General features: G+C 59.9%; 13 protein-coding genes. 5 read left to right on the top strand and 8 right to left on the bottom strand.

Features of this window, described 5'->3' with window-relative positions:
• Window positions 1-7: 7 nt before the first annotated feature.
• Window positions 8-484, bottom strand: a complete 477-nt coding sequence (locus tag OHL14_RS08250) for a hypothetical protein (protein WP_263378864.1) — start codon at window positions 482-484, stop codon at window positions 8-10.
• A gap of 124 nt (window positions 485-608) precedes the next feature.
• Entirely contained in the window at window positions 609-1,916 is a 1,308-nt protein-coding gene (locus OHL14_RS08245; protein WP_263378863.1) for a POTRA domain-containing protein, read from the bottom strand.
• Between the two features lie 132 nt (window positions 1,917-2,048).
• Between OHL14_RS08245 and OHL14_RS08240 the strand changes: the two genes are divergently transcribed.
• Window positions 2,049-3,323: a glycoside hydrolase family 28 protein gene (locus tag OHL14_RS08240; RefSeq protein WP_263378862.1), complete on the top strand. Its 1,275-nt coding sequence runs from the start codon at window positions 2,049-2,051 to the stop codon at window positions 3,321-3,323.
• Window positions 3,324-3,362: 39 nt separating this feature from the next.
• Window positions 3,363-3,581 carry a hypothetical protein gene (locus tag OHL14_RS08235; protein WP_263378861.1) on the top strand — a complete coding sequence of 73 codons (219 nt, stop codon included), beginning with the start codon at window positions 3,363-3,365 and terminating at the stop codon, window positions 3,579-3,581.
• On the opposite strand, the gene OHL14_RS08230 is transcribed toward OHL14_RS08235, so the two are convergent.
• A complete protein-coding gene (locus tag OHL14_RS08230; RefSeq protein ID WP_263378860.1) occupies window positions 3,578-3,880 on the bottom strand; it encodes a DUF167 domain-containing protein in 303 nt (100 codons plus the stop codon). The genes OHL14_RS08235 and OHL14_RS08230 overlap by 4 nt on opposite strands.
• Window positions 3,877-4,584, bottom strand: coding sequence for a YggS family pyridoxal phosphate-dependent enzyme (locus OHL14_RS08225; protein ID WP_263378859.1), 708 nt, complete (start codon window positions 4,582-4,584; stop codon window positions 3,877-3,879). Before OHL14_RS08225 ends, OHL14_RS08230 begins: the two co-directional genes overlap by 4 nt.
• A gap of 233 nt (window positions 4,585-4,817) precedes the next feature.
• Here OHL14_RS08225 and OHL14_RS08220 point away from each other — a divergent pair, with 233 nt between their 5' ends.
• A complete protein-coding gene (locus OHL14_RS08220; protein ID WP_263378858.1) occupies window positions 4,818-5,858 on the top strand; it encodes a hypothetical protein in 1,041 nt (346 codons plus the stop codon).
• Window positions 5,859-6,100: 242 nt separating this feature from the next.
• Here the strand turns inward: OHL14_RS08220 and OHL14_RS08215 are convergent, their stop codons facing one another.
• On the bottom strand, window positions 6,101-7,717 hold the full coding sequence (locus OHL14_RS08215) for a cellulose synthase family protein (RefSeq protein WP_263378857.1): 1,617 nt from the start codon (window positions 7,715-7,717) through the stop codon (window positions 6,101-6,103).
• A 154-nt stretch (window positions 7,718-7,871) separates the two neighbouring features.
• On the opposite strand from OHL14_RS08215, the gene OHL14_RS08210 reads away from it, so the two are divergent.
• On the top strand, window positions 7,872-9,656 hold the full coding sequence (locus OHL14_RS08210; RefSeq protein WP_263378856.1) for a DUF885 domain-containing protein: 1,785 nt from the start codon (window positions 7,872-7,874) through the stop codon (window positions 9,654-9,656).
• Between the two features lie 112 nt (window positions 9,657-9,768).
• On the opposite strand, the gene OHL14_RS08205 is transcribed toward OHL14_RS08210, so the two are convergent.
• Genes OHL14_RS08205 through OHL14_RS08195 form a run of 3 tightly spaced genes read right to left on the bottom strand, consistent with a single transcriptional unit; the run spans window position 9,769 to window position 12,437 of the window.
• Window positions 9,769-10,710: a VWA domain-containing protein gene (locus OHL14_RS08205; RefSeq protein WP_263378855.1), complete on the bottom strand. Its 942-nt coding sequence runs from the start codon at window positions 10,708-10,710 to the stop codon at window positions 9,769-9,771.
• Between the two features lie 5 nt (window positions 10,711-10,715).
• Complete coding sequence (mqnC, locus tag OHL14_RS08200) at window positions 10,716-11,762, bottom strand: cyclic dehypoxanthinyl futalosine synthase (protein ID WP_263378854.1); 1,047 nt, start codon at window positions 11,760-11,762, stop codon at window positions 10,716-10,718.
• 18 nt (window positions 11,763-11,780) lie between these two features.
• Window positions 11,781-12,437: a TetR/AcrR family transcriptional regulator gene (locus OHL14_RS08195; RefSeq protein WP_263378853.1), complete on the bottom strand. Its 657-nt coding sequence runs from the start codon at window positions 12,435-12,437 to the stop codon at window positions 11,781-11,783.
• 106 nt (window positions 12,438-12,543) lie between these two features.
• Here OHL14_RS08195 and OHL14_RS08190 point away from each other — a divergent pair, with 106 nt between their 5' ends.
• Window positions 12,544-13,296: an SDR family oxidoreductase gene (locus OHL14_RS08190; RefSeq protein WP_263378852.1), complete on the top strand. Its 753-nt coding sequence runs from the start codon at window positions 12,544-12,546 to the stop codon at window positions 13,294-13,296.
• Window positions 13,297-13,347 lie beyond the last annotated feature (51 nt).

Below are 13,347 nucleotides of genomic sequence, written 5' to 3'. Positions count from 1 at the left end.
TGTACTTCTAATTCTTGACGTTCATTGCATCCGAGTCGACGGCCTTTTTCCCTGTAATGCCTTCGAGAGCTGCAAGAACTCCGCGGTAGTCGTTCTTGTCGCACTGCATCGCAAAGCCGCCTTTCTTATCGCCATCAGCCCAGGTGAGGCCGACAAAATGTTTCTTCGACTTGCTGAGCAGCATTAAGGCTCCAATACCCAGGCTGAAGACCGCTAAACCTATGGCCGTCCCCACACGGCGATGAACATCCTGGCCGTACGAAATCTCCGTCACCGCATCCGCAGGAATTGCCACGAGTTCGGCATCCTTCTTTACAAGTATCCGAATAGTCTTAGGCTCGATAACCAGCTTTGCCGAGTCGCCCGACTTTGCCCCAAGTAATGAACCACCATCGTAGGTGACTTTGTAGGAATTGGAAGGTTCAGCCGCAAATACAGTCACAGGGAATGCCACGCATAGGATCAGTGCAATCAAACGACGCATAAATTTCTCCTCAAAGGTGTCACCGTTATATCGGCTGGCACAGCATGCGGCAAGGAGCTTTGAGCTTCATCCCAAAAAAATGGTTTTGCCTTATGCCCAAATAGGCATTACCAGAGTTTGCTGACTACCGTCCCCCCGCCTTATAAAACGTAACCAGCACATCCACCGTATGCGCCGCAGGATCCGCCTGTGCTTTGAACGCCGCGCTATACGGTCTCAGCGCGGGCCTCGAAGGATCACTCTTCAGCGCCTGCAGCACGGAGTACGGGTTGTACACATCGCCTGCCTTCATCTGAAGGCTGCGATCCAACTCTGCCTTCGCTTGCGCATCGCCTTCAAGCCCCTGCGTCGTCACCTCGCGCAGCTTGTACGGCTCACCCGGCACGACCGACACCGCATAGTCCACCTTCAGCGCTGTCGTATCCAGTGTCGGCGCGGCACTTGCAATTACATCCATATAGCCCTTGCGTCGATACGCCGCATCGAGTGGCGCGAGCGTCTCCATCAGCAGCTTGTGCGAGGCCACATCGCCTGGGTGCACCTTCTCGCTCGCGGCAAACGCCTCCGCACTCATCAGCGGAGCCCCGGCAAAGCTGATCGTGCCCACGTGATACACCCCGCCTGCGCTCAGCGTCGAAGCCACCACCACCGTCACGTTGCTGTCGTCCACCGTCGTCGGCGTCAACGTCACATCCGACAAGATAGCACTCACATATCCCGCGTCCAGCAGAGGCTCCAGAATGCTGACCGCCGTCGACTTGCCGGCCAGCCCCGCGTTATAGCTCGTCTTCGCCGTCGCATTCACTGACTTCTGCAGGTACGGCACAAGCTCCTGTGTCACGCCGCTCAACTTCACATTCGATACCTTCACCGAAGGCTTCACAACGACAAACTCCACCACGCGCTCCGGATGGGAGAGACTTGGCTCGATCGTCTCGTGCTGCACCTGGGCTGTTACGCCCTTCGCCGCCAGCGCTGCCACCAGCACCTCGTCGGCCTTCTCCATCTGTCCGCCCACCTCCGGCAGATAGCCACGGTACAGCGGCATCTTGTCATGCAGCGCCGTCGTAATCTCCTGGGGAGTCAGCCAGATAAAGTTGTGAAACCCAGCATGCAGTAGCTCTTCGTGCGTCGAAGGCTTCAGCTCGATCGTCACCGTGATCTTGTTCGTCATCCCCTCCAACGCCCCACCAACGTTGTCGAAGTATCCGCTATCGCTCAGCCGTTGCGCGGCGGCATTCAGGTCATCCTGTTTGAAGTTCTCCCCTACATGCATCCCCAGCACGCTCTCCAGCTCAGCCTGCGAAAACTCGCCCGGATTCTTGAAGATGATCTTCCCAGCGGTGTAGGTACGTTGTGCAAACGAGGGAAGGGAAAAGGCAAGCAGACACACGCTCAGGCCAGCACGAAAAGCTCTAGGGGTGAAGGTCATTTGCACTGATCGTAATGCGAACAGCCGTCCTCTGCAAGAACCGGCGGTAAGCCTCCGCTCTGCCAGAAATGCACCTTCGTGTGTAAGATAGCTTCGCACTCTGTCAGACAGATTTTTACGAGGTATACCGCAATGCGTTGGTCAGGATTGGTCGTCGCTGCTGCTCTTATCGCCCCCCAGGCTCTTGTTTCTCAGGCCCATGCAGCCAAAATCTGCGATGTCCGCCACTTCGGCGCAAAAGGTGACGGCACCACAAAGGACACCGCCGCCATCCAGAGGGCCATCGACTCCTGCGCTGCGAACAAAGGCGGCGGTACCGTCACCCTCGCGGGCGGCACCTTCGTCTCCGGCCCCATTGAGCTCAAGTCCGGCATCACCTTCAGCGTCGCAAAAGACGCCACGCTACTCGGCTCGCCCGACCGCTCCGACTTCGGCACCTATACCTTCGCCGGTAAGACCACCGTCCTTCCGCTCGTCCGCACCAACCACGCCGAAAACGTCGTCATCACCGGCGGCGGCATCATCGACGGCAACGGCCACATTTGGTGGGACTACATCAAGGGCGTCAAGGACGCCGGCGTCCTCGGCACCGACCATCCGCGTCCCCTCGGAATAGTCTTCGACCACTCGAAGCACATCCGCATGGAAGACATCACCATGCAGAACGCAGGCATGTGGCAGATCGTCCCTTACTACTCCGATGACCTCAAGTTCCTCAACATGAAGGTGCTCGCCCCCAAGTCGCCGAACACCGACGCCATCGACCCCTTCAGCTCCTCGAACATCCTCATGGACCACGTTTTCTCCTCCGTCGGTGACGACAACGTCGCCATCAAGTCCGGCGCCATCGACTCTCCCGGCCCCGACGATCCCAGCCACGACATCCTCATCCGCGACTGCACCTTCGAGCAGGGCCACGGCCTCTCCATCGGCTCCGAAATCTCCGGCGGCGTCTATAACGTCCACGCCGAACGCATCCACTTCAAGGGCACCGACCAGGGCATCCGCATCAAGGCCAACCGCGACCGCGGCCACGACGTCCGCAACATTACCTTCAAGGACATCGACATGGTCGACGTCAAAACCGCCATCCTCATCACCGAGTATTACCCCCACCCCGCGCCCGAAGGCGAAGTTCCCGCCGAGCCCATCGGCCGTCTCACCCCCTTCTTTCACGACATCCGCATCGAAAACGTCCATGCCACCGGCGGAGCCAATGCAGGCACGATCGTCGGTCTGCCGGAGTCGCCGGTGAAGGACACCATCCTCACCAACGTCGACATCCAGGCGAAGACCGCCCTCCGTATCGCCTACGCCGAAGTCATCCTCGACCACGTCACCGTCAAGTCAGACGACGGCGCCAACATCATCATCGCCCCCACAGCAAAGGTCACGAAAAAACCGTAACGTAGCGCACGGGAAGTCGCGCCGCGATACTCTACCTACATGCTCTGGACGATCCGCGTCATCTTCCTGCTTACGGTCTTCTGCGTTGTCTTCTGGATGGCGGAGCACGTCATCATGCTGCACGCGCACGTCCGCACTGCTGGCTACGATCCGGAAACTGTACTCGCGGCGCACACCGCCGGGCTTTTCGCTGGCGGCGCGGCCACGGTCATCCTGCTCATCGCCATCCTGATGTTCGGCCCCAAGCCCCGCCGCTAAGCGTTTTCGCTCAGCAGCCGTACTTCGACCTCAACCACCGTCAATCCGACGATGCGCAGAGTCTTTGACCGGCTGCCCGCCCCGGTCAGCAGAGTCACCTGCGCCCGCGCCAAACCCAGCCGCTCCGCCACAAACGCAATCAGCGCCGCATTCGCTCGCCCATCCGTCGGTGGCGTCGTCAGCGACACCTTCAGCGCCCCATCATGCACGCCGCTCACCGCATCCCGCTTCGCCCCCGGATGCACCCGCACCGGCAGCGTGCAGCCATTGGGAGCCGCCTTGAACGCCAGCAGGCTCACGCCGGATACACGCGCTTTCCGAAGATCGCTGTCCCCACCCGCACACACGTCGAGCCCTCTTCAATCGCCACGCGAAAGTCGTTGCTCATCCCCATCGAAAGCTCCGTCAGCGTCGGATACGCGCCCACATTCTCGTCTCGCAGCCGTCGCAGTTGCTGGAAGAAGGGCCGCGCAGTCTCGGCATCTTCATCGAAAGGCGGAACCGTCATCAGCCCGCCCACCCGCAGGTTGCTCAGCGGATCCAGTGCCGCCAGCAGCGCTGGCAATTCCTCCGGCGCAACGCCGTGCTTGCTCTCCTCATGCGACAGCTTGACCTCGACTAGCACGCGCATCGTCTTGCCCAGTGCGGCCGCGGCGCTGTTCAGCCGCTCCGCCGTCTTCACCGAGTCCAGCGTGTCCACCGCCTGGAAGATCTCCGCTGCCTTGCTCGTCTTGTTGTTCTGCAGCGGACCGATCAGGTGCAGCTCCAGCCCGGCGTACCCGGCGATAACCGGAGCCTTGCCCTGCGCCTCCTGCACGCGGTTCTCGCCAAACAGTCGCTGTCCAGCCTCGTAGGCCTCGATCAGCACCTCGGCAGGATGCACCTTGCTCACGGCCATCAGCGCCACATTAGCGGTGTTGCGACCTGCACGTGCGCAGGCATCGGCGATCTCATTGCGAATACGTTCCAGATTGGCGGCGATCGAACTTGTTGCGTCAGACATGGGTACTAACAGTGTACGAGGTAACTGACGCCGCTCTCGTGGGTCTTATAGGATCAAAGTGGACACCGCATCCGGGTGCATCCACTTGTTACCTTTCCTCGTCCAACCAATCAAATAGGCGGGCTTCCTGACAAAACGAACGGCCTGCGCCAGCCAGTGAGCGCAACTAATGCCAGCCGTCAGGGTTCCTGCCAACGGATAAAACCGTATCAAAAACAGGAGTTGAATACATCATGGCTTTTTCTCGATTCCAGAATCGTCTTTCGGAGGCTTTCCGCCCGCTCGTCGCCCCCGCGCTGCGTTCGGCCACCCTCTTTGCAGTAGCTACCGCCGGTGCCGCTATCGCTCAGTCCGCTGCAGCTCCACAGTTTCCGGCTTTGGATACCTCCAGTTCCAGCGCGCAGCTCTTTTCTTCCAGCGCCGACCAGAACGCTCCGAGCACCGAAGCTTCGCTCAATCCGGCGGGCGGCGTCAACTTCGCGAACTATATGCAGTATGGTGGCGGCCAGCGCCGCCGCTACGGGGCTCCCCGCTATCGTGGCAACAACACCAACGCCGACGGCTCCAACAAGTGGACCGGCTACGCAGGCGTCGGCCTGGCTCAGCCCGTCGGTAACACCTGGAAGTACGACACTCCCAGCTGGGCCTTCCATGTCGGCTTCGGTCGCCAGTTCTCGAGCCACTTTGCTGTGCCGGTCGAATTCTCATGGGACAACTTCGGTCTCACTAAGCAGACCCTCGATAACCAGTTCGCTCTCTACAACAATCAGATCAACTACTACTGCACAGCGAATGCCGCCACCTGCAATGCGAACGGCATTACGCCGTTCACCAGCCTCGATGGCAACTCGCACATCTGGTCCTTCTCCTTCCAACCCACCTACACTATCTACAGCGGCAAGGGTGTCGGTGCCTACGTGCTGGCCGGTGCTGGTTTCTATCACAAGGTCACGAACTTCACGACCCCCGAGGTCGGCGAGTATTGCGACTACTACTACGGTTGCTACTCCTACCAGGCGAACCAGATTATCGATCACTACACCTCGAACGCTCCTGGCTTCGATGCAGGCATCGGCTTTACCTACAAGTTCTCGCGATTCTCCAACGAGCGCTTCTACGGGGAAGCTCGCTACGTCTACATTGTCAACTCACAGCGTACAGGCGTGACGGTCAACTCGCCGGTCAATGCCACCACGGTATCGGAAGCCGACGCGTATCCCGCCAACAGCAACCGCACCAGCTACTTCCCGATCAAGTTCGGTATTCGCTTCTAAACATCCCGATTAGATCCAACAAGGAAGAGGCCCGCATATGCGGGCCTCTTCTTGCTAGAGTCACCTCTTGGAGGGAACTAAGCGATGCCTCTAACTCGTCCTCATCGCCAACTACTCGTCCTCAAGCAACTTTTGGTTCGCTGAATTCAGGGCCCTAGGCCCGACCGCGCTGCTGTTGCGGCGGACTCGCCGCGTCCATCTCCTCTTTCCCTACACTGACTTATATCGAAAGCAAGCGATCCCTAAATCCCCACCGGATATGGCTTCTCGTGCAATTCTTCCCCCTGCGATCCTCTGCGCTCGAACAGTCCCTGGAAGATACTCAGGATGCCCGTATACCAGTAACCCAGCACAAACAGCAGCAGGAACGGCACCGTGAAGTAGTTCTCTGTCGAAAACGCATACCAGACCGTTGCCGCAAAGTAACAGCCAATTGCCAACTCGATCCACGGGATGATGCCCAGCCGCTTGCGGTACTTCTTCGCCTGCGACACCTCACCCTTCTTCTTTACCGCGTACTTCGGCGTGCGCGCAAACGCTGTCTTGTGGCCCACGAGCGCCTCCAGCACAGCCTTTGTATTCGTAATCGTCAGCCCCACACCAAGCGACATCAGGAACGGCACATACAGAAACGTCTTGTACCAGGTTTTCGGAAACAGCTCCTTCTGGCTGACCAAGTAAAACGTCGAAACCGACATCGTCGAAGCCATGAACAGCGGCAGGTCGATCAGCAGCATCTGCACTGGCCCCTGCCAGCTGCGAATGATCATCGCAGGCATCAGCAGTGTGCTCAGCACGATCATCAGCGGATAGCTGATGTTCGCCGTCAGGTGATACCAGGCCTCAAGCTTCTGATGCCATGAGATGTCGGACTTCAAAATGCGTGGCATCGATTTCATGCCCACCTGGATCAGACCCTTCGCCCAGCGCGCCTGCTGCGTCTTGAACGCCGTCATCTCGATCGGCAGTTCCGCAGGGCACTCCACGTCCTGCAGGTACTTGAACTTCCAGCCCTTCAACTGCGCGCGATAGCTCAGGTCGGTGTCTTCGGTAAGCGTGTCATGCTCCCAGCCGCCAGCTTCATCGATCGCCGCGCGTCGCCACATCCCCGCCGTGCCATTGAAGTTGAAGAACACACCCGCACGCGATCGGCCGCCATGCTCAAGCACGAAGTGGCCATCCAGCAGGATCGCCTCTACCTGCGTCAGGAAGCTGTAGTTGCGGTTCAGATGCGTCCAGCGGGTCTGCACCATGCCGACCTTCGGCTCGGCAAAGTGATGCACCACTTGGCGAATCCACTGCGGCGGCGGCACAAAGTCGGCATCGAAGATCGCGACCAGTTCACCTTTGGCGGTCTTCAGTCCCTCTTCCAGCGCGCCGGCCTTATAGCCATAACGGTTCGTGCGATGCAGGTAGTGCACCGGCTGCGGCCCCAGGCCCAGCGTTCCGGCAGCGAACCGCGCCACCATCGCACTCGCCACCTCGACCGTCTCATCGGTCGAATCGTCCAGCAGCTGTATCTCGAAGCGGTCGCGCGGATAGTCCAGCTTGCAGCACGCCTCCATCAGGCGATCAATCACAAACTGCTCATTGAAGATTGGCAGCTGGATCGTGACGAACGGCAGCTCTTCCTCGGGAAAGCGCGAAGGCGGCTCGTTGCTCTTCGCCTCGTTGCGCCGATTGCGGTAGTACAGCCACACCAGCTGATAGCGGTGTACGCCATAGAACGCCAGGATCACCATCACGATGAAGTACGGCACCAGCAGATAGATATCGAACGCATTCCACCGATACACACCCTTGAAGGTATGGTCGGCATAGTGCGTCTTCCAGTAGTGCCCAAGTCCATGCTGCGACACAAGATAAAGCGCTAGCGCATTGAGTTGGCTGATCAGAACTGGGTCTCCGTTGCGGTTCAGGTAGGTAGAACGCGGTATCTCGATTCTACCCGCAGGCTGGGGCGCTGTCCTCTGCCGAAATCACGCTTTGTGATCCTCTGGTAACTTGTCTCTCATGCGCAAATTTCCATGTTCCAGCCGGTTGGCCCTCTTCGTCGCTCTCACGCCTCTCGCCCTGCCCGTCGTGACCTTTGCGCAGACCACCCCAGCCACCACCAGGACAGTCGCCGAAAATGTCGCCGCCCAGAACGCCCTCTTTGATGAGATCTACCAGAACGGCCTCAAGAACAACCCCGAGCGTGCCACCTCCGTCGGCGACTACCGCTACAACGCTCTCCTCGGCGACGCCTCACTGGCACACATCCTCAAAGAGCACGCCGAGGGCCAGGCCTACCTCGCTCGCCTTCGCGCCATACCCACCACCGGCATGAACGATACGGACCTCCTCTCGCACCAGCTCATGGAGCGCCAGTACGTTCGCAGCGACGCCAGCTTCGATCTCAAGAACTACGAGATGCCGATCAACCAGCAGAACGGCATCCACAGCGGTCTCGCCGACCTGCCCAACGGCATGCCCTTCGACTCCGTCCAGCACTACGAGGACTACATCTCCCGCCTCCACCAGATTCCACGCGTCCTCAACCAGACCATTGAGGTCATGCGCGCCGGCGAAAAGGACGGCCTGATGCCGCCCAAGATGATCGTCGCCAAGGTCTCCCCGCAGGTCGATGGCATCATCAAGGCCGACCCCTTCCTCTCGCCGCTGAAGAAGTTTCCGGCCAGCTTTTCCGACGCCGACAAGCAGCGCCTCACCACCGAACTTACTGCCGCCGTCAACGATGACGTGCTCCCGGCCTACCGCAGTTTCTCCGCCTTCATCGCCGGCGAATACCTCGCCCACGGTCGCGACAACATCTCCATCGAAAGCCTCCCCGACGGCAAACGCCGCTACGCCGAAGCCGTAAAGATGATGACCACCACTGACCTCACGCCAGCACAGGTGCATGAGATCGGCCTCAGCGAGGTCAAGCGCATCACCGCCGAGATGACCGCGCTCGCGAAGTCGCAGGGTTTCAAGGACCTCGCTGCCTTCCGCGATTCCATCAACAAAGACCCGAAGTGGCAGCCCACCAGCGAAGCCCAGATCGTCGCCGACTTCCAGAAATACATCGACCAGATGGAACCGAAGCTGCCCACGCTCTTCAACCTGCTGCCCAAGGGCCCTGTCTACGTCGAACCCATTCCCGACTTCAACGCTGCCGTCGCCACGCACTACAACTCCGGCACACCGGACGGCCGCCGTCCGGGCCGCGTAGCCGTAGCAGTTGCCGACCCCACCCACCGGTCGCTCGTCGATGACGAAGCAGTCGCCTACCACGAAGGCGTCCCCGGCCATCACCTCCAGATCTCCGTCGCCCAGCAGCTCACCGGCCTGCCTAAGTTCCGTCTGCGCGGCGGCTACTCCGCCTACACCGAAGGCTGGGCGCTCTACGCCGAACAGCTCGGTAAAGAGATCGGCTTCTACAAGGACCCCGTTTCTGACTACGGTCGCCTCAACTCCGAGCTCTTCCGTGCCGTCCGCCTCGTCGTCGACACCGGTATCCACGACAAGGGCTGGACGCGCGACCAGGTCATCGCCTGTATGCACGAGAACGACGTCAACGACGTGCAGGCCCAGGCCGAAACCGACCGCTATATCGCCTGGCCAGGACAGGCCCTCGCCTACAAGATGGGCCAGCTCAAAATCCGCGAGCTCCGCGAACGCGCAAAGAAGGAACTAGGCCCAAAGTTCGACATCAAGGCCTTCCACGACGAAATCCTCAACGGCGGTGCCCTCCCCCTCGACCTTCTCGAAGCCCGCACCGACCGCTGGATCACAGCACAGAAGACGGGGAACTAGCTCAGCGTTTTGTCATTCCGCTGCTAATCTTTGTCACTCCGTCGCTAACCTTTGTCATTCCGCAGCGCAGCGGAGGAATCTGCATTTAGAATTTCCTCCGCTGTTGCCTGCATCACGGCTCCGCAAAATACCCATCCCGCACCATCACCCGCACCGGCTTATTCGGCGTATCCAGCTTCACTGCATGGAAGCTCCCATCGAGCTTCATCGTCTTCGGTCGATACACCACTGTGTAACGATCGCGCAGCTCCCTGTTGATCTGCAGAATCGACGCCGCCACACTCGCACCCGAAGCCTGCTCATAGAACACACTCCCGCCTGTGCGCTCCGCCATCTGTCGCAGCATCTGTTGCCCCTTGTCCATGTGCGCCTTATCGTCGATCACGAACGGATAGATCGGCGTCTGTCGCTGCGCGCACATATCCACCACATCCTGCGGCAGCGCGTGGCTCCAGTTGTCCACGCCATCGGTAAACAGCAGGATCGCATTCGCCGACACCTCTTCTCCCGGTGTCTGCGCTGGCACATGGTCGCGACACACGCGATACAGCGTGTCCCAGATAGCCGTGCCGCCCATCCGCGTTCCATTCTTGTCCGTGACCTTCGCCGCGCCGCGAATCAGCAGAGCCTCATCGCTTGTCCAGTCCTGCTGCACCTGTGTCTCGAAGTCGAACCGCACCACCATCGCCTGATCGCGCGTCGATTGAATCACCGTGCTCGCCAGCGCCTGCGCCACCCGTCGCGGCGAAATCGCACCCGCCATTGAGGCACTCTCATCGAACACAATCGCTACCCGCAGCGGCAGGTCCTTGTTATGCGTAAACCGGGTGATTTTCTCCGGCGCCTTCCCGTTGTCGCGAATCCGCAGATCGTCCGCCGAAAGATCGCTCACCACCCGCCCGCTCCCATCCTCTGCATGGAACGACAGCGCCACCTCCTGCGTGTGTACTTTCAGCGTGTACGGTTCCTGCGCCCATAGCACGGACGCAGCAAAAAGCGGTTGCAGCAGCAGGCATCCAACACCCGCCACAAGCAGCCGCTTGCGCCTATTCAACACCTTTAGTTCAAAAACATCGTGCGATACAGGGTATCCCGCTGCACTGGCTTGAAGCCGGCATCGCGAATAATCCGCCGCAGTTCTTCCTCGGTCGTGCAGTTCGCCGTGCCCGCGGCCTTCACCACGTTTTCCTCGAGCATCACGCTGCCCACATCGTTGCCGCCAAAGCGCAGCCCCATCTGCAGCACCTTCAGACCCTGCGTCACCCATGAGCTTTGGACGTTCTCAATGTTGTCTAGGTAGAGTCGCGAAACAGCCAGCGTCTTCAGGTACTCCACCGAGGTAGCCTCGTCCCAGCCACGACCGCCCAGTGCCGTGTTTCCCGGCTGGAAGCTCCACGGAATGAACGCCGTAAATCCGCCGGTCTCTTCCTGCAGCTTGCGCACTACCTCGAAGTGGTTCACGCGCTGTTCCATCGTCTCGCCCACGCCGAACATCATCGTCGCCGTCGTGCGCATCCCCAGCTCATGCGCCGTGCGATGCACGCTCACCCAATCCTCCGTACGGCACTTCAAACGTGCAATGCGCTTGCGCACATCATCGTCCAAAATCTCCGCGCCGCCACCTGGAATCGAATCAAGTCCCGCATCGCGCATCCGCGAGATCGTCTCCTTCAGGCTGATCTCGCTGTATTCCGCCACCGCCAGAATCTCCGAAGCCGACAGGCAGTGCAGCCATATCTGCGGAAACCGCTGCTTGATGCCCGAGAACAGCCGCTCGAACCAGTCGATCTTCAGCTCAGGATGAATGCCACCCTGCATCAGTACACCCGTGCCGCCCATCTCCACTGTCTCGCGGATCTTGTCGTAGATCGTGTCGAACTCCAGGATGTACCCTTCGCTCGCAAGCTTGCCCTTCAGCGGACGATAGAACGCACAGAACGTGCAGTACTCCGTGCAGAAGTTCGTATAGTTGATGTTGCGGTCGATGATGTAGCTGACCACGCCCTCTGGATGCAGCCGTCGACGCACCGCATCGGCTTCCATGCCGATACCGATCAAATCATCCGAAGCGAAACAATCAAGAGCCTGCTGGCGAGTAATACCCATACATCCAGTTTACTCCGCTTACTCGCTATCCTGAGCCAAAGGTCGATCCTGCTTTTCAGGCGCCGCCAAAAAACGCATGCCATCAATCAGCAACTCAACCATCCGTCGCGGATGTTCCGGGTCCCGTCCATAACCCGCGCTGCAAAGATTCGCCACCGCAGTCAGCAGGTCGTCCGGATCGACCCCCGGGCGTACGGCCTTCGCTGCCACCGCAGTCTCGATCAGGCCGATCAGCGCCGGTCGCAGCCGCTTGTTGAAGTACTCCGGCAGCGCCTGATAGGCCGGTTCTCCGCAGTGCAGCGCCTTCGAAAGCCCGCGCTTCGTGCTGATGAACTCCATGTAGGCCTGCAGCCATTGCGACAGCGCCTCAACCGGTGGGTACTCACTCGCAAGCCTCGGAGCCGCGTCCGCGCAGGCGTCGATCCGGCTCTGCATCACCGCCACAATCAAGTCTGACCTCTGCGGAAAGTGACGGTACACCGTACCCAGTCCAACGCGCGCCCGCTCCGCAATCTCCCGCACCGGCGCATCCACGCCCGACTCCGCAAAGACCGCAACCGCCGCGTCCAGCAGGGAACTCATCTTGCGCTGTGCATCCGCCCGCTTTGGCCGCGGGGCATCCCCAGCTGGCCCGATGCGGCCTTCAAGGATCTCGACGTTTGTCTGTTTTTTCATACGCAGCCGCTTGCAAACGGAACAAAGTTCCGCTTATTATCTGGAACATGGTTCCGGTGCCTCCAGCATATCGCAGCAGCGCCGTTGCCGAAAAGGAGTTCCACTCATGTCGGAAAATCGCGTAGCCCTGATCTCCGGGGCGAACAAGGGAATCGGACAGCAGATCGCCAAAGATCTTGCAGCCCAGGGCATTACTGTACTGATCGGTTCGCGCAAGCTCGAATCTGGAGAGATAGCCGCCAAGGCCATCGGCGAAAAAGCTCACGCCATCCAGCTCGATGTCACCGACGCAGACTCGGTGGCCGCTGCTGCCGAGCGTATTCGCAAAGAGTTCGGTCGGCTTGACATCCTCGTCAACAACGCAGGCACCGTCGGCGAATTTCCTCCCGGAACACCCTTCGCAGAGCGCCTCAAGTTCAATACGCCCAGCGTCGCTCCGCTCGAGTACATCCGCCAAGTCTTCGACACGAACGTCTTCGGCGTCATCTCCCTCACCCAGGCCGTCCTGCCTCTATTGCGCGAAGCCCCAGCCGGTCGCATCGTCAACGTCGGCAGCTCCATGGGCTCGCTCAAGCTGGCCTCCGATCCCGCCAACCCCTACCGTCCCATCTTCGGCGCCGCCTACAGCCCGTCCAAGACAGCCCTGAACGCCGTCACCATGGCCTTCTCCATCGAGCTTGAGAAGACCAATATCAAGGTCAACGTCGTCTGCCCCGGCTATGTCGCAACCGACCTCAACGACCACCAGGGTCACCGCACCGTTGAACAGGGCGCGAAGCAGGCCGTCAAGATGGCGCTGATTGGCCCCGAAGGCCCCACAGGCACCTACTCCGACGAAGACGGAACCATCGCCTGGTAGGTGCATCCCCCTTACAAGTCAGCCCCGAGTCGAATCGACTCGGGGCCATAT

It is taken from the genome of Granulicella paludicola (genome assembly GCF_025685545.1).
GTDB lineage: Bacteria > Acidobacteriota > Terriglobia > Terriglobales > Acidobacteriaceae > Granulicella > Granulicella paludicola.
This window is presented reverse-complemented; position numbering and strand designations above follow the sequence as displayed.

What these genes read in the sequence shown, in the direction of transcription:
- OHL14_RS08195 (WP_263378853.1), bottom strand. Translation starts at nt 12,437, where the DNA reads ATGAAAAAACAGACAAACGTCGAGATCCTTGAAGGCCGCATCGGGCCA.
- OHL14_RS08210 (WP_263378856.1), top strand. Translation starts at nt 7,872, where the DNA reads ATGCGCAAATTTCCATGTTCCAGCCGGTTGGCCCTCTTCGTCGCTCTC.
- OHL14_RS08225 (WP_263378859.1), bottom strand. Translation starts at nt 4,584, where the DNA reads ATGTCTGACGCAACAAGTTCGATCGCCGCCAATCTGGAACGTATTCGC.
- OHL14_RS08240 (WP_263378862.1), top strand. Translation starts at nt 2,049, where the DNA reads ATGCGTTGGTCAGGATTGGTCGTCGCTGCTGCTCTTATCGCCCCCCAG.
- OHL14_RS08220 (WP_263378858.1), top strand. Translation starts at nt 4,818, where the DNA reads ATGGCTTTTTCTCGATTCCAGAATCGTCTTTCGGAGGCTTTCCGCCCG.
- OHL14_RS08190 (WP_263378852.1), top strand. Translation starts at nt 12,544, where the DNA reads ATGTCGGAAAATCGCGTAGCCCTGATCTCCGGGGCGAACAAGGGAATC.
- mqnC (WP_263378854.1), bottom strand. Translation starts at nt 11,762, where the DNA reads ATGGGTATTACTCGCCAGCAGGCTCTTGATTGTTTCGCTTCGGATGAT.
- OHL14_RS08245 (WP_263378863.1), bottom strand. Translation starts at nt 1,916, where the DNA reads ATGACCTTCACCCCTAGAGCTTTTCGTGCTGGCCTGAGCGTGTGTCTG.
- OHL14_RS08235 (WP_263378861.1), top strand. Translation starts at nt 3,363, where the DNA reads ATGCTCTGGACGATCCGCGTCATCTTCCTGCTTACGGTCTTCTGCGTT.
- OHL14_RS08250 (WP_263378864.1), bottom strand. Translation starts at nt 484, where the DNA reads ATGCGTCGTTTGATTGCACTGATCCTATGCGTGGCATTCCCTGTGACT.